A 17,586-nucleotide genomic window follows, 5' to 3' on the forward strand; every position below is an offset into this window, starting at 1 on the left:
CGACAGGGTCAGGTTCATCAGAGTGCCCCTCCGATCAGACTCAGATGTTCGGCCACCGGGCCCAGTGCCAGCACCGGCAGGAAGGAGAGGCCACCTATCAGCAGGACGGTGATGATCAGCAGGGTAACGAACAGCGGGCCGCTGATGGGGAAGTCCCCTTCGCTCGTCTCCTGACGGGGCGCACGGGCCAGCTGACCGGCGATGGCCAGTACCGGAATGATGTAGCCGAAGCGACCGAGCAGCATGGCCAGACCGATGGCGATGCACTGCCAGTTGTCACCGGCGGCAAAACCGGCGAAGGCGGAGCCGTTGTTGCCGGCAGCCGAGGCGTAGGCATAGATGAGGCGTGACAGACCGTGCGGGCCATCATGGCCGATGATGGTGCTGGCATCCGGCATCAGCAGGGTGACACCACCGATCACCAAAACACCCACCGGCATGACCAGCATGCTGGCGACCACCCACTTCATCTCGGTGATACCGAGCCGTTTGCCCAGATAGGTCGGGGTACGTCCCACCATCAGGCCGCACAGGAACACGGTCAGAAGCACGAACAGCATCATGCCGTAGATACCGGAGCCGACCCCGCCGAAGATGACCTCACCCAGCAGCATGTTGATCATGCCCACCATGCCGCCGAGCGGAGTAAAGCTGTCGTGCATGGCGTTGACGGCACCGTTGGAGGCGGCAGTCGTCGCCACTTCCCAGATGCTGGAGAGCACAGGGCCGAAGCGGCTCTCCTTGCCTTCCCAGTTGCCAGCCATGTTGCTGGCGTCAGTGGTGAGCTGGGCGAGGGCGAGATCCGGTTTCAGCTCCTGGGAGAGGGAGACGAAGAGCCCCAGCACCAGCATGAGGGTCATGGCGCCGAGAATGGCGCGACTGTGGGCCATGTCTTTCACATAGCGGCCCAGAGTAAAGACCATGGCTGCGGCGATGGTGAGCAGGGCGACCATCTCCAGCCAGTTGGAGAGGGCTGTCGGGTTCTCGAACGGATGTGCCGAGTTGATGCCGAAGAAGCCGCCGCCGTTGGAGCCAAGCTGCTTGATGGCGATCTGCGAGGCCGCCGGGCCGAGGGGCAGCAGCTGCTCCTGACCTTCCACACCGTGGAACGGCAGATAGGCGGAGAGGCTTTGCGGCACCCCTTGCCATACCAGCACCAGCGCCATGATCAGCGCGATGGGCAGCAGCACATAGAGGCAGAAACGAACCAGATCCTGCCAGAAGTTGCCAAGGTTGATGGTCTGCTGACGGGCGATACCGCGGAACAGGGCAATGGCGACGGCAGCGCCCGTCCCTGCGGAGACGAAGTTCTGGGTGGTCAGGCCTACCATCTGGCTGAAGTAGGAGAGGCTGGCCTCACCGGAATAGGCTTGCCAGTTGGTGTTGGTCATAAAGCTGACCGCGGTGTTGAAGGCCAGTTGCCAGCTCAGACCCGGCAGTTGCTGCGGGTTGAGGGGCAGCAACCCCTGAGCCATCAGGATCAGGAACAGCAGACCGAAACCGGCGCCGTTGAAGGCCAGCAGGCTGAGGGCGTAGGACTTCCAGTCCTGCTCCCGCCCATCGGTGCCACAGCAAGCCAGCGTGGCGCGCTCGACCGGTGCCAGCCAGTGGATTTTGCCTTCAAATACCCGGTAGATGTAGTTGCCCAGCAGCGGTGCTGGTAGCAGAACCAGCAGCACGAAGGCCACCGGATAGATTATTTCTTGCCACATGTTCTAGTTCCTCACTCGTGGTCACGGTGCGTCAGGGCACGCATTGGATTGCTCACGAGGCTCGGCAGTTTGCTGGCCACCGGGTAGATAATTTCTTGCTGCATATAGGTAGTCCCTCACTCGTGACTGCGCGTGAGTGCGCGCATCAGATAGGCCATCAAGGCGAGGACAAGCAGCAGATATAGCCAATTCATATCGACTCCATTGAGATAATTAGCTGCGAGAGCCGATGTAAGACCATATCGACTCTGTTGGTGTCATTGACGCTGAAAAGGGTATGTAAAACAGGCGTAAAGGCGCCATAAAGCGCCATGTGGCAGGCGTAAAATCGGCGTAAAGAACGACGGATCTGCGAGAGAAATGGCGAGGAGGGATCAAAAAACCCGGCCTGAGCCGGGTTTGGATGAAGGGATTACATGGCTGTAGAAGCCGGCTGCTCGTGACAGGCCAACTTCATCTGTCCTTAGCGCATAGTGACGAACTCTTCAGCACTGGTGGGGTGAGGCGTGGGAACGCAGTTGTTGAAGCTGGCCTGATAATGACAGGCCAACTTCATCTGCCCTTAACGCATAGTGACGAACTCTTCCGCACTGGTGGGGTGGATTGCGACGCAGTTGTCGAAATCAGCCTTGGTGGCACCCATCTTCATGGCGACGCCGAAACCTTGCAGGATCTCGTCCATCGCAAAGCCGATACCGTGCAAACCGACCACCTTCTCTTCCGGGCCGACACAGACCAGCTTCATCCGGGTGGGCTGGCGATGCTGGGTCAGCGCCGAGTACATGGCGGTGAACTGGCTGCGGTAGACCTTCACCTGGTCCTCGCCGTATTCGGCGATGGCTTCCGGTTCGGTCAGGCCGATGGTGCCGATGGGCGGGTGGCTGAACACCACGGTCGGCACCAGATCGTAGTTGAGGTGCTCGTTCGGCTTGTTGTTGAACAGCCGCTCGGAGAGGCGGCGGCCCGCCGCGACGGCTACCGGCGTGAGCTGGATGCGACCCGTGTTGTCACCCACCGCATAGATGTTGGCGACGGAAGTGTTCTGGAACTTGTCGGTCGGGATAAAGCCCTTCTCGTCCAGCGCGATGCCTGCGGCGGCAAGATTCAGGTTGTCGGTAGCCGGTACCCGGCCGATGGCCCAGATCAGGCAGTCGACGGTGAGATGGCGGCCATCTTCCAGTTGCAGGGTCAGGCTGTTGTCAGCGTTCTTGAGCACGGCTTTGGGAATGGCATAGGTGTGCAGCTTGGGCCCTTCCTGCGCCATGATTTCGACCAGTGTCTCGTGGATCATGGGGTCGAAGTTGCGCAGCGGCGCGTGCTTGCGCACCACCAGATGGGTCTCTGAGCCGAGCGCCTGCATCACCCCTGCGATCTCGACTGCGATGTAGCCCGCACCCACTACGGCAACCCGCTTGGGTTGGCTTTGCAGGTCAAAGAAACCGTCGGAGTCGATACCCAGCTCGGCACCCGGGATCGCCGGAATTTCCGGGCGGCCACCGGTGGCGATCAGAATGTGATCGGCCGTGTAGTGCTCGCCATTGACCTCGATGGTGTTGCTGCTGACGAAGCGGGCGAAGCCCTTGATGACGGTGATCTGGTTCTTGCCCAGCACGTTCTGATAGGACTGGTGAATGCGGCCGATGTAGGCCTGGCGGGACTCGACCAGCTTGGCCCAGTTGAAGTGGTTGAGGGTGGTGTCAAAGCCGTAGTCGGCGCCATATTTCAGGGCATCGGCGATCTGGCCTGCATACCACATGGCCTTCTTCGGTACGCAGCCTACGTTGACGCAGGTTCCACCCAACTCTTTGGCTTCAATCAGGGCAACTTTCTTACCGTACATGGCAGCCCGGTTGGCAGACGCAATACCGCCGCTGCCGCCGCCGATGGCGATATAGTCAAAATGCTGTGCCATTGCGAGGTTCTCCGCTCATTAAGAATGCAATCACAGCATGATGGGGATAAAGCGGCTGGCTCACAAGAGCCAGCGCTCAGTTATGTTGGATCGGCAGGCGAATATGGAACTGGGCGCCCTGGCCCGGTTCGCTGGCACAGCTGATACGGCCTTTCAGCAGTTGCACCACCAGGTTGTAGATGATGTGTGTGCCCAGACCGCTGCCACCCTGACCCCGCTTGGAGGTGACGAAGGGATCGAAGATTCGCGGCAATATTTCGGGCGGGATCCCGCGGCCATTGTCCGAATAGTCGATAAACAGCTCCTCTCCCTGCTGTTCCACCTTGATGGTGATCTTCTTCGGTTTATCCCAGCTGTCGAACCCGTGGTTGATGGAGTTGAGGATCAGGTTCGAGTAGATCTGGGTAAAACTGCCCGGGAAGGAGAAGATAGACAGCTTGGGATCGCACTGGATATCCACTTCGCACTGGCTCTTCTTCAGTTTGTGGCCAAGCGAGACCACCACCTGATGGAGGTTGTCGGCGAGGCTGAAGTTGTAGCGTGCTTCCGATGACTGGTCGACCGCTACCTGCTTGAAGCTGGCGATCAGCTCGGAGGCGCGCCGCAGGTTGCTCTGCAGCAGCTGCATCGACTCGTCGAGGTTGACGGTGAACTCGTTGAGATAGGAGCGCGACAGCTGCTTGGAGTCGATATGGGACTTGAAGTCGGCGACCCGCTCCTGCAGGTAGGAGGAGGCGGTTACGCTGATGCCGATGGGGGTATTGATCTCGTGTGCTACCCCGGCCACCAGCGAGCCGAGGGAGGCCATCTTCTCCGACTCCACCAGGGTTTGCTGGGCCTGTTTCAGGTCGTCGTACGCCTTGCCGAGCTGGTTGTTGGCTTCGCTCAGGCTGCGGGTACGTTCCACCACCTTGCCTTCCAGCTGTTCGTTGAGCTGGATAATCTCCCGCTCGACCTTTTTCAGCTGGGTGATGTCGTAGCCGAAGCCGATCTGGTACTTGAGGTTGGGGCCATCGTAGAAGGGGACGAAGGTCCATTGCAGTACCAGCTCATGGGCCTGCTGGTCATGCATGATGACCTCTTTGTCGGCCAGTGAACCTTCCGCTGCCAGAATATCGTTCAGCTCTTCCCGTTGCGCCGGGCTGACAAAGAGATCCAGCCAGTTGTGTTGCAACAGCTCCTGCTGGTGGTAACCGGTCAGCAGTATGGCTGCCGGGTTGATGCTGGCGATGGTCAAATCCGGTTCCATGCAGCAGATGACCATGTTGGCGGAGTTGATCAGGGTGGCGGAGAAGTCCCGCTCCTTTTGCAGCTGTTCCACCGCCTGATGGCGGGCAACCAGCTCGTCACGTAGTCGGGTTCGCATCTGGTTGAGGGTGGAGACCAGGGTATCCAGCTCATCGGGTTTCTTGCGCGGCTGCGGGCGGCCTTCCAGCTCCAGCGCCATGTCGAGCCGATCGAGGTTGAACTTCTGGGCGTAGTTGGCGATGCGGTTGATGTGCCTGACCACCAGATAGTAAATGATGATCAGGATGCAAAATGAGACCACCAGGGTCTTGATGGTCTGGCTGACCATGATCAGCACCGATTTTTCGATGAGGCGCTGGTAGATCTGCTCGAGAGAGGCGGCAACGAACAGCTTGCCGACGATTTCACCCTGATAGGTGAGGTTGAATTCGCGGGAGATATCATAGCTTTCCCGCTCGACCCCCTGGGTCAGCAGCGGGACTTCGGAGTTGCCGAGCATCTCCTTGACCATCACGAACTGCATGTTGGGCAGGTTCATGATCCCTTCAATTTGCACTTTGACCTGCTCTTCATCCAGGTTCCACAAGCTGGCTGCGATGGGTTGCAGGAACGAGGCCTCGATCTGGCCGATGCTGTCTTCGATGACGGCGACATCCTTGCGGTAATCCCACGCGAGTTGCAGCGCCGTAATGATCATCGCCAATACGGTACTGCAGACCAGAATGTAGGAGAGCAGGCGATATGAGAGTCCGTTGCGGCCTACGGCCCTGGCGGTCTTGGTGAAGAGTCCTGACATGGCGTCCTTGCGGTCTGGATGTGGTGTTTTTTAGTTTAACTGCTTCATGCACTTATGTCGTCTTTCCTGCGAAGCATAAAAAAGGCCCCGTATCGGGGCCTTTGCATGTGATTGATGATTAATGTCCGCCGTTTGCTTTGGGCGGAATGGTTTCATCGAATACCGGCAAGGGTTTGTGCTCGGAAGCCAGATAGGTGTAGATCACCGGCAGCACGAACAGGGTGAACAGGGTACCGATGGCAAGACCTGCCACGATGACGATACCGATGCTGAAACGCTGTGCCGCACCGGCGCCAGCGGCATAGAGCAGCGGGATCAGACCGGCAATCATGGCGGCCGTGGTCATCAGGATCGGACGCAGACGCACCTTGGCGGCCTGCATCACGGCTTCCATCCGGTTCATGCCGCGCAGCAACTGCTCTTCCTTTGCTACTTCACAGATCAGGATACCGTGCTTGGTAATCAGACCCACCAGGGTGATGAGGCCCACCTGGGAGTAGATGTTCATGGTCGCCATCCCCCATGCCAGGGCAATCAAGGCCCCGCTGATGGCGAGCGGTACAGAGACCATGATGACCAGCGGGTCACGCACCGACTCGAACTGGATTGCCAGCACCAGGAAGATGATGGCCAGTGCCAGCGCGAAGGTGGCATAGAGCGCATTGCCTTCGGTGACGAACTGACGGGCTTCACCCATGAAGTCGTAACGGTAGCCTTGCGGCAGCTTCTCGTCGGCGGTGGTCTGGAACCAGTTGATCGCATCACCCATGGCCACGCCCGGAGCCGGAACGGCGCCTATGGTAGCAGAGTTCAGCTGGTTGAAGTGGGGCAGGGCGCGAGGCTCGCCAACCACTTCAATGCTGATCAGGCTGCCGAGCGGGATCGACTTGCCGTCGGCGGCCCGCACGTAATAACCCTTGATGGACTCCGGATTGAGACGGTATTTGCGCTCGACCTGCGGGATCACCTCGTAGGAGCGGCCATCCAGGTCGATACGGTTGACGTAACCATCCGCCATCATGGTGCCCATGGTGATACCGATATCCTGCATGGTGATGCCGTAGGCACCCGCCTTGTCCTTGTCGATGCGGATCTTCATGGTGGCGGAGTCGTAGTTCAGATCGAGATCCGAATAGACGAACTGACCGTTACTCTGCGCCGCTGCCAGAATTTCACCGGCCACCAGGAACAGGCTTTCGAAGCTGTTCGGGGTGGTGATGACGAACTGGATCGGCAGACCACTCGATGCACCCGGCAGTTCCGGGAACTGGAAGGTGGTGATGGCCATACCCGGGATGTCTTTCACCAGATTGGCGACCCGATCCAGCACCTCTTTCTGGCTCGCTTCACGCTGACTCCAGGGCACCATGGAGGCGATACCGAACGCCTGGTTGGCGTTGAACACCCCTGAGAAGACCTGGGAGAAGGCGATCTCGGGCTGGTCGTCCAGGATCTTGTTCACATCCGCCATGGTGTTTTCGATGTAGTCCAGGTTGGCGTTGGACGGTGCGGTACCCAGCACGGCCATTACCCCCTTGTCCTCTGACGGTGCCAGTTCGCTCGGGATGAACTTGAACAGCAGCGGCAGGCTGGCGAAGACGATGACGGCGAACACCACGATGACGGGGCGCTTTTTCATCACGGCGTGCAGCATGCTGTCGTAGCGATCGGTCATCCGCTCCAGCAGGTGATGGACTGTGCTCTCGAACTTGCCTGGCTGCTCGTTGGCCTTGAGCATCTTGGAACACATCATCGGGGACAGAGTCAGGGCGATGATGCCCGAGACGAACACGGCGCCAGCCAGCGTCAGGGCAAACTCCTTGAACAGGGAGCCTGTGATGCCCCCCATCAGGGCGATAGGGGCGTATACCGCCGCCAGGGTAACCGTCATGGCGATAACCGGTACCGCGATCTCGCGGGTACCGATAATGGCCGCCCGGAACGGTTCTTCCCCCTCCTTGATATGGCGGTCGACGTTCTCCAGCACCACGATGGCGTCATCCACCACCAGACCGATCGCCAGCACCATCGCCAGCAGAGTCATCAGGTTTATCGAGAAGCCGAACATATCCATCATCATCACCACGCCGATAAGACTGAGCGGAATGGTGATGATCGGGATGATGACAGCGCGGAACGAACCGAGGAACAGGGTGATGACCACCAGAACGATGGCGGCTGCCTCCAGGATGGTCTTGATAACCTCGTGGATGGACTCGTTGATCGCCACTGTTGAGTCATACATCACGTTGAGACGCATGGTGCTCGGCATATTGCGTTCAAGGCTTGGCAGCAACGCCAGCACATCGTGGGCGATGTTGATGGGGTTGGCTGTTGGCGCGGCGTTGACCGCCATGACCACAGCTTCGCGGCCGTTGGCGCTGGCGCGATAGATGTCGTGGCTCTTCTCGAGGGTCACCTTGGCAATGTCGGAAAGGCGGATCACCTTGCCGTCACGGGTAGCAACCACCAGACGCTTCAGCTCGTCGACATCCTTGACCTGGGTCTCGGCGTTGCCGTTGAACAGGGTAAAGTAACCGGTCGCCTGACCTGTCGCGGACTGATAGTTGTTGCTGTTGAGCACCGTCATCACGTCGCTGGCCGTCAGGTTGAAGGCCGCCATCTTGGCCGGATCCAGCCATACCCGCAGGGCAAACTCGACACCGCCGTAGAGGTCAACCTTGGAGACCCCGCCCACGGTAAAGAGCTGCGGCTTGATAACCCGCTCCAGATAGTCGGTGATCTGGCTGGAATTGAGCTCGGGGCTGGTAAAGCCGAGGTAGAGCACCGCCGTGGTTGAACCGGTGGAGGAGGTGACCGAAGGGTCTTCCGCCTCTTTCGGCAGCTGGGAGCGCACCGAGTTCACCTTCGCCAGGATGTCGGACAGCGCGGCGTTGGGGTCGGTGTTGAGCTTCATGTACGCAGTGATGGTGGAGCTGCCCAGCTGGCTGGAGGAGGTCATGAAGTCGATGTTGTCGGCTTGCGCGACCGCCTGTTCCAGCGGCTGGGTGATGAACCCCTGGATCAGATCAGAACTGGCGCCATAGTAGCCAGTGCTGACGGTGATCACCGTGTTGGTCACCTCGGGGTATTCCCGTACCTGCATCTTGAAGATGGCCTGAAAGCCCAGCAAGGCGATCAGGAAGCTGAGCGAGATCGCCAGCACAGGCCGTTTTATAAATATGTCAGTAAATCGCATCGCAGATCTCCGCGCTTACAGCATCGGGGTTTGTGCCGGAACGGCCAGGGCATCGTTCTCGACCACATGCACCTTGGTGTCGTTGCTCAGGCGAACCTGACCCGACAGTACGATCTGGTCACCGGCCTGAATGCCGGAGAGCACATGCACATCGTTGCCACGGCGCTCACCAGCCTTGACCACAACCTGCTTGGCTCGCAGCACTTTCACCTTGTTACCCTCTTTGTCGGTCTCTTCGCCCTCTTTGAGCACGTAGACGTTCTGACCGTAAAGGGTGAAGGAGATAGCGGTTTGCGGGATCACGATCTGATCTTTCACCGTCGGCAGAATGATGCTGGCGCGAGCGAACATACCGGAACGCAGCTGACCGTCGTTGTTCGGAATGTCTGCCTGTACCTGGATCAGGCCGCTCTGGAAGTTGACCGCAGGCTCGATGGCGGTGATATGACCGTCAAACTGGGTTTGCGGATAGGCATCTACATTGATCTTGATGGTCTGGCCCAGCTTGATTTTGGAGATATCGGTCTGGGGCACGGTGAAGCGCAGGCGCATCACGCTGGTATCCTCCAGGCGCACGATATCGGTGCCCGGTTGCAGATACTGACCGAGGAACACATTGCGCAGGCCGACCACGCCGCTAAAGGGCGCACGGACTTCACGACGGGCAATAGTCGCCTTCAGACTCTCGATATCCGCTTCCAGCGAGCGATAGGCCGCTTCGGCTTCATCCAGCTGCTCTTTGGAGATGGAGCTGGTCTTGTAGAGGTTCTGGAAACGATCGAACTTGGCTTTTGCCGCCGGCAGTTTGGCCTGGGAGGCCCGCAAATTGGCACGCTCCACGGTGGAGTCCAGGCTCAGCAGCAGCTGGTCAGCCTTGACCGGTTTGCCCGACTCGAAGGTGATGGCATCAATGGTGCCGGCCAGTTCGGTAGAGAGGGTCACCCCCTGATTCGGCTCGATGAAGCCGATCGCTTCGATGGTCGGTACCCAATCCTGCGCCTTGGTCACCATGGCTGTGACGGGGAACTCGGGTTCCGGCCGGTTGGCCATATATTGGGCAATCATCTTCTGTTTGAACAAATTGAAGCCGATGACGCTGCCAAACAAGGCGATCGCTATCAGCAACATAATGGCCATCCACTTTTTCATGAACAGGCTCCTGAGGTGGAAAGATTGGGGGATAAAATGGCATTCCAGCTGGCACGGATCGCGGTTTCCAACTGCGATTCGGTCAGCGTGATGTTGTGCACCCTGCACTGCAGGGCCAGATGCATGACACTGTCCAGACTCAACACCTGGAGTGCCCGTATCGGTAAATCAATAAACAATCCTTGTTCAACGCCCTGTTCAAAAAATCGGTCCAGAGGCTCCCAGGCAGCCAGAATGGCAGGATTGGTCTCCAATTCTGCCCCTAGCGGAGAGCTCTCGTACTGCAATTTGCACCGGATAGCGTTGGGTTCGTTAACAAAAATGGCATGAATATTGAGCCATAATTGGCGAAATTGTTGAAATGAAACTTTATCGATTGCTACATCGGCCATGACCATGGGCACACACTGCAAGATAGTGTGCTGGTGCAGTTGCCGGATCAGATCATCCTTGTCGCCGAAGTAGCGATAGATGGTGCCGGTGGCAACATTGGCCTTCTTGGCAACTTCTGCAATCGACAGACCATGAAAACCCCGTTCACCCAGCACCTCATGGGCCGCGTTGAAGATGCTCTCTTTTTTATCCAGAATCATCAGTGTGACTTTCGATTGAATGAACGTTCATTCATTCTAGATGGGCATCAAATCAAGTCAAGGCAGCAAGGTGATTTGCGACTGCGATCTGCCCCTTTTCGGCTGTCAGCAGGGGAATAGTGGAAGAAAAGTGCGCAATGTGCTTGAAAAAACAACGAACAGTGTTTCGGTGACAGAAAAGTGTAGACAAACCAGCAACCATCATTAATAATGCGCCCCGTTCGACAGCGTAGCGCCCGTAGCTCAGCTGGATAGAGCGCTGCCCTCCGGAGGCAGAGGTCACAGGTTCGAATCCTGTCGGGCGCACCATCAAAAGTGCGTCGGTTAAACGGGCGTTGTTGTGGAACGAAAACAGCTGTGGTGGCTGTAGCTCAGTTGGTAGAGTCCCGGATTGTGATTCCGGTTGTCGTGGGTTCGAGCCCCATCAGCCACCCCATTTTACAGCTTGTCAGGTACGCGAAGGTGGCGGAATTGGTAGACGCGCTAGCTTCAGGTGTTAGTGCCCCCCGGGTGTGAGGGTTCGAGTCCCTCTCTTCGCACCATACTTGCTGTATGACGAGGATGACCATCAGGTCGTCTTTGTTTTTTTGAAGTAAACTATTTTGAAAGAAATAGCCTCGGTGATTAGCGCAGTCCGGTAGCGCATCTGGTTTGGGACCAGAGGGTCAAAGGTTCGAATCCTTTATCACCGACCAAATTTAGAAAAACCTCGCTTCGGCGAGGTTTTTTGCTTTCTGGCCTCCGTTGGGCCAGCACTCTCTCCCTGTTACGTCTGTTTACACTCTATTTGGGCAGCGCGCCCCGCCTTTCGGTTATGCTTCAGCCTCGAGTCACTGACAACCGGATGTCATCGGCCCATTTCAGGCATTTTTCCATGAATAACAAAATTTCCTTTGCTTGCTCTCCTGCCCTGCTGGCTGCCTTGCTGCTGGGTGGCTGTACCATCAAGCCGCCATCCACCGATGTGATGATGGGCTCCATTGCTTCACAACCGCAGGAGGAGCATGCGCGCTCCCCCTTGCTGACCAGCGGTGATTTTTGCGTTGCGGTGTCCCAACAGAAGGTGTTGGCACAACCTTGCAGCGGAAAAGACGATCAACTGTTCGAGTGGGATCTGGGTGAGTTGCGCCTGCAGGAGCTCTGTTTGCAAGCCAAAAACGACAGCGAAGTGATGCTGGCACCCTGTGACGGTCAGGCGCAGTGGGAGTGGCAGAAAGACAGGCTGTTCAACAGCAAGGTCTCCCGCTGCCTCGATGTGGCCGGGCGACGCCATACCCCCGGCACGCCGCTGCGGCTGGCTGAATGCTACGGCGGAGCGAACCAGAGCTTCAGCTGGCAGCGGCCCAATCCCTGGCTGGAGACTCTGAAAAAACAAAGCCTCACATGGTGAGGCTTTGTTGAATCGAATGTCGGGATGAAGAGGATCAGGCGGCGCTGACGTTCTCCAGCTCGAACAGCTTCTCCAGATAGACGGCGACGCCATCTTCGTCGGAGGTGAGGGTCTGCTCATACTCCGGCAGCGCCATTTTCAGGCGGTCATGGGCGTTGCCCATCACGATGCCGCGTCCCACCATGGTCAGCATCTCGAAGTCGTTCATGCCATCGCCGAAGGCGATCGCCTCGGACATATCGAACCCGTTCTGCTCCAGCACGGCCCGCACAGCATTGCCCTTGTGCACCCCGGCGTGCATCACTTCGAGGCAGTCCGGCAGGGAGAAGGTGACGTTGAGCTGATCGCCATAGCGCTGGTTGAGGTGCGCCTCGATCTTCAGCAGCTTCTCGTGGTCGCCGATGTAGAACACCTTGTTGATCTGCTCTTTCGGTTCCTGCTTCAGGTCATCGACCAGACGGTAGGTGAACCCTGACTCGTCGTGGAACTGCAGCAGCCAGGGCAGCTCCTCTTCCACCACCCAGTCATCACCCTGATAGACATTGAGGTGGATAGAGGGGTCGCGCTCCAGTGCAATCAGTTCGGCGGCGATCTCGGTCGGCAGCGGCTGGTTGAAAATCAGCTGATCCTGTTTGTCATGGACCACGGCGCCATTGGAGGTAATGAGGTAGATGTCCATCCCCAGCGCATCGCGGAAGCTGCGAACGTCAACATGATGACGGCCGGTGGCGACCACGAATTTCACACCTTGTTCTACCAGGCGGTGCAGGGTATCCCGGGTACGGGGAGAGATCTGGTGCTGCTTGTTGAGCAGAGTGCCATCGAGATCGGATACAACTACCTTGAACATCATTACCTCGGCATCGATTGAAAACAGGGGCAGTTTACCTTAGCCCGCACTGTCACCCCATTTATTTAGGGTTACAAAAAATAGCCAGCTCAGAAGCGGGCGAAAAAGTCGACCATCGCGGTCAGGGCGGGCTGGCGTTTGTCATCGGATTCGATAAACAGTTCGTGCCAGGCTCCCTCGATGCGCAGCGGTTTGCCCCCTTCGCACTTGGCAATGGTGCAGAAGCGATCCTGCGCGGCATTGTCCACCACGCTGTCGCTGCCAGCTTGCAGCACCAGCAGCGGGGTTTTGATGGCGCCCGCATCGGCGATGGCGGCATCGGCACCAGTGATCCCTTGATAAATCCAGTGGGCGGTCGCGCCACCCAGCTTGATCTGCGGGTGCCGCTCGTAGATTTGGCGGAACGCTTGATAGCGGGGCTGGCTGTGAGTCAGTTCGTTATCGGCAAAGCCGTGATCCTGATAGGCACCCTGACCGGGGCCGTAGGGAGGCTCGCCAAGCCAGCCGCCGACCGTGCCTATGGTGCTCGCCAATCCCTTGGCCAGCCACTTGGGCAGACCGCCGAGATTGATGCCCAGCATGGGGGAGGAGAGCACGGCCGCCTTGATATCATCGGGCCAGCGCTCCAGATAGCGGGCCGAGATGGCGCCGCCCATGGAGTGGGCCAGCAGGAACAGCTTGTCAGGCTGGTCCGCCATGATGATCTGGTCGTGAAACTGCTTGAGATCGACCACATAATCGTCGAACTGGTCGACATATCCCTTCTGCGGGTCATCCAGCAGCCGATCGGACATCCCCTGACCGCGATGGTCGATGAGATAGAGGCTGTAGCCCTGACGCCAGAGATCCCACGCCAGCTCCTGATACTTGAGGTAGCTCTCGACCCGGCCATTGACGATGAGGATGGCGTGATCGACCTTGGCTTGCCGCAGCGCAGCATAGCGGATGGTCACCCCATCCTTGCCCTTGAACTCTCCTTCCACCGCATGCTGGCGCCAGAAGTCTGGCAGGGTTTGCTGGTAGAGGCTGGGTACATCGGCTTCGCTGGTGAGCTGATAGGTATTGGTCACGGCAAGGGCTCCGGCAGAAAACAGGGTCAGGGCCAACAGGGAAAGAGAGAGGGGTTTCATCAGGCACACTCCTGTTGCCAATGGTGATAAAGGGCGGCGATATCCCCCGAGCAGAGCAGCGCCATGCAGGCTTGCAAGCGAGGCAGGGGCCAGTCCCACCACTGCATCTCTTGCAGCATGAGGATCTGCTCATCGCTGAAACGGCGGCGGATCGGTTGGGCCGGGTTGCCGCCGACTATGGTGTAAGGGGCCACATCCTTGGTCACCACGGCGCGGGTGGCGATGACGGCACCATCGCCTATGGAGATGCCGGGCATGATCATCGCTTCCGAGCCGATCCAGACATCGTTGCCAATCCGGGTGTCCCCCTTGCGCTGGAAGCCGCTGCGGGCACCTTCGCCAAAGGTGTCGGGGTTGAACGGGAAGGTGGAAACCCAATCCAGCCGGTGGCCCTGATTGCCCGCCAGCATGAAGGTGGCGCCCGAGCCGATGGAGCAGAACTTGCCGATGATCAGCCGATCCACCTCGCCCCAGAGGCCGCTCTCCCAGGTGTCGCGGGTCGAGCCATCGCCGAGCAGGTAACGGACGCAGTGATCCTCGAACGGCTTGCCGTGGTAGTAGCCGGAGTAGTAGCTGTAGTCGCCGGCCTCTATGTTCGGGTTGGTCAGGTGATCCCGGATGATTTGCGATTCCAGCCAGCTGCCAAAAGGGTTCTCCATCACTCCTCCTGTAGGTCGTCCTGCTCGCTCTGCTGCGCCCACCCTTTGCGGGTCAGCTGCATCCGCTGCCACCACTCTTCGTCCGCCAGAATTTCACCGGCCGGGCCGAGCTGGGGGTAGGGCATCTCTTTCTCTTTGCAGAGTTGGGCATAGATAGGATAACCCCCCTCGAACAGGATGCTGTTCTGCTCCTCCAGCGTGAGCGGGCAGCCGCGCTGATAGCAACCGGCCAGCTCGCGCTGGCGCTGCGCCTCGTAGAGGATGGCGGCGGCAGCCACCGAGACGTTGAGGGACTGCACCATGCCCACCATGGGGATGACGATATGGTGATCGGCCAGCGCCAGCGCCTCTTCACCGATGCCGTGTTTCTCCTGACCCACCAGAATGGCGGTCGGTTTGGTGTAATCGATGGCGCGAAAATCGACGGAGCTGTCGGAGAGGTGAGTCGCCAGGATCTGCATGCCGGAGGCTTTAAGCTCGGCAACGGCTGTGCCGATATCCGGGTGCAGTTTTACATCCACCCAGTTCTGGCTGCCGCGGGCGGTGCCCTTGCGCTTGTGGATCCAGGTTTTGGGCCAGACGGCGTGTACCCGGTGGATGCCGATGGCATCGGCGGTACGCACGATGGCGGCCAGATTGTGAGGTTTGTGTACCTCTTCCATACAGACGGTCAAATCGAGCTGACGCTGGGCCAGCATGTCGGTGATGCGCTTGAAGCGTTCGGGGGTCATGGCTTGTCTCAATAAAAGCAGCAGGCGGCTTGCGCCGCCTGTGTTCAGTTCTTCTGTCGGCTCACCTTGAGCACGTTGGGCATCACGCGGATCTTGCGCATGATGTTGGCCAGGTGGATGCGGCTCTTGGTGGTGATGAGCAGGCTGACCTGATAGACCCGGCCATCCTTCTCTTCGGTGCTGATGGCGTGAATATTGGCGCCGGTGGCGGCAATCACGTTGGCCAGCTCGGCCAGCGCACCTTGATGGTTGACGATCTCGATGCTGATGCCGGTGCGGAACTCCTGTTCCTGCTCCTTGTCCACCTCCCACTGCACCGGCAGGTACTTGTCCGGCTCCTTGCTGTAGCCCTTGATGTTGCGGCAGGCTTCTTGGTGGATCACCAGACCCTTGCCCGGGCTGATGTGGGCGATAATGGCATCCCCCGGGATCGGACGGCAGCAGTTGGCGAAGGTGACCAGCATGCCGTCGGCACCCTTGATCGGCATCTTCTTGCTGCTGGACTTGGGCTGCTCTTCCGGCGGTAGTTCATCCCCCAGCATGCGGCGTGCCACCATGACGCTCATGGCGTTGCCGAGGCCCACATCGGCCAGCAGCCCCTGCAGGTTCTCATGCTTGGTATCGGCCAGCACCTGCTTGATGCGCGGCTCGGGGATGTCTTCGATATTCTTGGCGCCCAGCGCATGGTTTAGCAGGCGGCGACCCAGCACCACCGACTCTTCAGTGCGCAGGTTCTTGAGGAACTGGCGGATCTTGGAGCGAGCCTTGGTGGTTACCACGAAGTTGAGCCAGGCCGCGTTGGGACGGGCGCCCGGTGCCGTGATGATCTCCACCGTCTGGCCCGAGTGCAGCGGGCTGCTGAGCGGGTAGGGGTGGCGGTCGACCCGCGAACCGACGCAGGCGTGGCCGATGTCGGTGTGCACCGTATAGGCAAAGTCCACCGGCGTGGCGCCAGCGGGCAACTCCATGATGCGTCCTTCCGGCGTGAACACGTAGATCTCGTCGGGGAAGAGGTCGGTTTTGACCCCTTCGATGAATTCAAACGAGCTGCCGGCGCTCTGCTGCAATTCCAGCAGGCTCTGCATCCAGCGCTGGGCGCGGATCTGGGCAGTGGTGCCCGAGCTGTCGCCATCCTGCTTGTAGGCCCAGTGGGCGGCAACCCCTTTGTCGGCCATCTGGTCCATAAACTCGGTGCGAATTTGCACCTCCACCGGCACCCCGTGCGGCCCCACCAGCGAGGTATGCAGGGACTGGTAGCCGTTGGTCTTGGGGATGGCGATGTAATCCTTGAAGCGGCCGGGGCGCGGTTTGTAGAGGCTGTGCATCTGTCCCAGCACCCGGTAACAGGTATCTATGTCCTTCACCTTGACACGAAAGGCGTAGATATCCATTACCTCATGAAATTGCAGCTCTTTTTTCTCCATCTTGTTGTAGATGGAGAACAGATTCTTCTCGCGGCCACTGACCTGATGCTCGATCCCCGCTTCTTTCAGGCGACCGCTGATTTCGCTCTGGATGGAGTCGATGATCTCGCGGCGATTGCCACGGGCGCGGCGCACCGATTCGCGCAGCACGCGGGATCGCATCGGATAGAGCGCCTCGAAGCCCAGCTCTTCCAGCTCGTTCTTCATGGTGTGAATACCGAGGCGGTTGGCGATGGGTGCAAAGATTTCGAGGGTTTCCCGGGCGATGCGGCGGCGTTTGTCCGGTCGTAGGGAACCCAAGGTACGCATATTGTGGGTGCGGTCGGCCAGCTTGATCAGAATGACCCGGATATCCTGGGTCATTGCCATCACCATCTTGCGGAAGTTCTCGGCCTGCGCCTCTTTGCGATCGCGAAATTTCAGCTTGTCGAGCTTGGAGACCCCGGCCACCAGTTCTGCAACCGCATTGCCAAACTGTTCGGCCAGATCGGCCTTGGTGACAGAGGTGTCTTCAATGACGTCGTGCAGCACGGCGGCCATCAGGGTTTCATGATCGAGGCGCATGTCACCCAGGATCCGGGCAACGGCAACAGGGTGGGTGATGTAGGGTTCGCCACTGGAACGCATCTGACCCTGGTGGGCATCACGGGCCACCACATAGGCTTGCTTGAGCTTCTCAACCTGCTCTGGCGGCAGGTAGGAACTGGCTATTTCTTTAAGGTTTTCAAATAAATACAAGACAGTCCCCGCAGCGGTGAAACGGCAATTCGTGGAATTGAGGGTATAGCCCTGA

Annotated in this window: 12 protein-coding genes and 4 tRNA genes; 5 read left to right on the forward strand and 11 right to left on the reverse strand. The window is 58.8% G+C overall.

Features of this window, described 5'->3' with window-relative positions:
• Positions 1-17: 17 nt before the first annotated feature.
• From kdpA to AB5Y84_RS02170, 6 genes are all read right to left on the reverse strand, one after another.
• On the reverse strand, positions 18-1,712 hold the full coding sequence (kdpA, locus tag AB5Y84_RS02145; RefSeq protein WP_368176278.1) for a potassium-transporting ATPase subunit KdpA: 1,695 nt from the start codon (positions 1,710-1,712) through the stop codon (positions 18-20).
• Positions 1,713-2,274: 562 nt separating this feature from the next.
• Positions 2,275-3,624 carry a glutathione-disulfide reductase gene (gene gorA / locus AB5Y84_RS02150; protein WP_204384799.1) on the reverse strand — a complete coding sequence of 450 codons (1,350 nt, stop codon included), beginning with the start codon at positions 3,622-3,624 and terminating at the stop codon, positions 2,275-2,277.
• Positions 3,625-3,700: 76 nt separating this feature from the next.
• The gene (locus tag AB5Y84_RS02155; RefSeq protein ID WP_043820745.1) at positions 3,701-5,668 is read right to left on the reverse strand and encodes an ATP-binding protein; all 1,968 of its coding nucleotides are present in this window, start codon (positions 5,666-5,668) and stop codon (positions 3,701-3,703) included.
• 118 nt (positions 5,669-5,786) lie between these two features.
• A complete protein-coding gene (locus AB5Y84_RS02160) occupies positions 5,787-8,867 on the reverse strand; it encodes a multidrug efflux RND transporter permease subunit (protein WP_005355755.1) in 3,081 nt (1,026 codons plus the stop codon).
• Positions 8,868-8,882: 15 nt separating this feature from the next.
• Positions 8,883-10,016, reverse strand: a complete 1,134-nt coding sequence (locus AB5Y84_RS02165; RefSeq protein ID WP_005355753.1) for an efflux RND transporter periplasmic adaptor subunit — start codon at positions 10,014-10,016, stop codon at positions 8,883-8,885.
• Positions 10,013-10,609 carry a TetR/AcrR family transcriptional regulator gene (locus tag AB5Y84_RS02170; protein WP_252656587.1) on the reverse strand — a complete coding sequence of 199 codons (597 nt, stop codon included), beginning with the start codon at positions 10,607-10,609 and terminating at the stop codon, positions 10,013-10,015. The genes AB5Y84_RS02165 and AB5Y84_RS02170 overlap by 4 nt, the downstream gene beginning before the upstream one ends.
• Positions 10,610-10,841: 232 nt before the next feature.
• Here AB5Y84_RS02170 and AB5Y84_RS02175 point away from each other — a divergent pair.
• The 5 genes from AB5Y84_RS02175 (at position 10,842) to AB5Y84_RS02195 (ending at position 11,999) form a co-directional block, all read left to right on the forward strand.
• Positions 10,842-10,918, forward strand: a tRNA-Arg gene (locus tag AB5Y84_RS02175).
• 51 nt (positions 10,919-10,969) lie between these two features.
• Positions 10,970-11,045: transfer RNA gene (locus tag AB5Y84_RS02180), tRNA-His, on the forward strand.
• A gap of 20 nt (positions 11,046-11,065) precedes the next feature.
• Positions 11,066-11,151: transfer RNA gene (locus AB5Y84_RS02185), tRNA-Leu, on the forward strand.
• A 76-nt stretch (positions 11,152-11,227) separates the two neighbouring features.
• Positions 11,228-11,304 (forward strand) — tRNA-Pro (locus AB5Y84_RS02190).
• 179 nt (positions 11,305-11,483) lie between these two features.
• Positions 11,484-11,999, forward strand: coding sequence for a ricin-type beta-trefoil lectin domain protein (locus AB5Y84_RS02195; protein WP_111900885.1), 516 nt, complete (start codon positions 11,484-11,486; stop codon positions 11,997-11,999).
• A gap of 34 nt (positions 12,000-12,033) precedes the next feature.
• Here the strand turns inward: AB5Y84_RS02195 and AB5Y84_RS02200 are convergent, their stop codons facing one another.
• The 5 genes from AB5Y84_RS02200 to spoT form a co-directional block, all read right to left on the reverse strand.
• Positions 12,034-12,849, reverse strand: a complete 816-nt coding sequence (locus AB5Y84_RS02200) for a Cof-type HAD-IIB family hydrolase (RefSeq protein WP_040069618.1) — start codon at positions 12,847-12,849, stop codon at positions 12,034-12,036.
• An 89-nt stretch (positions 12,850-12,938) separates the two neighbouring features.
• Positions 12,939-13,979 carry an alpha/beta fold hydrolase gene (locus tag AB5Y84_RS02205; RefSeq protein ID WP_368176279.1) on the reverse strand — a complete coding sequence of 347 codons (1,041 nt, stop codon included), beginning with the start codon at positions 13,977-13,979 and terminating at the stop codon, positions 12,939-12,941.
• A complete protein-coding gene (locus AB5Y84_RS02210) occupies positions 13,979-14,638 on the reverse strand; it encodes a CatB-related O-acetyltransferase (protein ID WP_368176280.1) in 660 nt (219 codons plus the stop codon). The genes AB5Y84_RS02205 and AB5Y84_RS02210 overlap by 1 nt, the downstream gene beginning before the upstream one ends.
• Entirely contained in the window at positions 14,638-15,369 is a 732-nt protein-coding gene (gene trmH, locus AB5Y84_RS02215; RefSeq protein WP_005355744.1) for a tRNA (guanosine(18)-2'-O)-methyltransferase TrmH, read from the reverse strand. Before trmH ends, AB5Y84_RS02210 begins: the two co-directional genes overlap by 1 nt.
• Positions 15,370-15,413: 44 nt before the next feature.
• Positions 15,414-17,531, reverse strand: coding sequence for a bifunctional GTP diphosphokinase/guanosine-3',5'-bis pyrophosphate 3'-pyrophosphohydrolase (gene spoT / locus AB5Y84_RS02220; RefSeq protein ID WP_019446267.1), 2,118 nt, complete (start codon positions 17,529-17,531; stop codon positions 15,414-15,416).
• Positions 17,532-17,586: the final 55 nt, after the last annotated feature.

Source organism: Aeromonas sp. s11 (assembly GCF_040907945.1).
GTDB classification, from domain to species: Bacteria; Pseudomonadota; Gammaproteobacteria; order Enterobacterales; family Aeromonadaceae; genus Aeromonas; species Aeromonas veronii.

Coding starts and splice junctions, on each gene's coding strand:
- kdpA (WP_368176278.1), bottom strand. CDS start 1,712: ATGTGGCAAGAAATAATCTATCCGGTGGCCTTCGTGCTGCTGGTTCTG.
- gorA (WP_204384799.1), bottom strand. CDS start 3,624: ATGGCACAGCATTTTGACTATATCGCCATCGGCGGCGGCAGCGGCGGT.
- AB5Y84_RS02155 (WP_043820745.1), bottom strand. CDS start 5,668: ATGTCAGGACTCTTCACCAAGACCGCCAGGGCCGTAGGCCGCAACGGA.
- AB5Y84_RS02160 (WP_005355755.1), bottom strand. CDS start 8,867: ATGCGATTTACTGACATATTTATAAAACGGCCTGTGCTGGCGATCTCG.
- AB5Y84_RS02165 (WP_005355753.1), bottom strand. CDS start 10,016: ATGAAAAAGTGGATGGCCATTATGTTGCTGATAGCGATCGCCTTGTTT.
- AB5Y84_RS02170 (WP_252656587.1), bottom strand. CDS start 10,609: ATGATTCTGGATAAAAAAGAGAGCATCTTCAACGCGGCCCATGAGGTG.
- AB5Y84_RS02195 (WP_111900885.1), top strand. CDS start 11,484: ATGAATAACAAAATTTCCTTTGCTTGCTCTCCTGCCCTGCTGGCTGCC.
- AB5Y84_RS02200 (WP_040069618.1), bottom strand. CDS start 12,849: ATGTTCAAGGTAGTTGTATCCGATCTCGATGGCACTCTGCTCAACAAG.
- AB5Y84_RS02205 (WP_368176279.1), bottom strand. CDS start 13,979: ATGAAACCCCTCTCTCTTTCCCTGTTGGCCCTGACCCTGTTTTCTGCC.
- AB5Y84_RS02210 (WP_368176280.1), bottom strand. CDS start 14,638: ATGGAGAACCCTTTTGGCAGCTGGCTGGAATCGCAAATCATCCGGGAT.
- trmH (WP_005355744.1), bottom strand. CDS start 15,369: ATGACCCCCGAACGCTTCAAGCGCATCACCGACATGCTGGCCCAGCGT.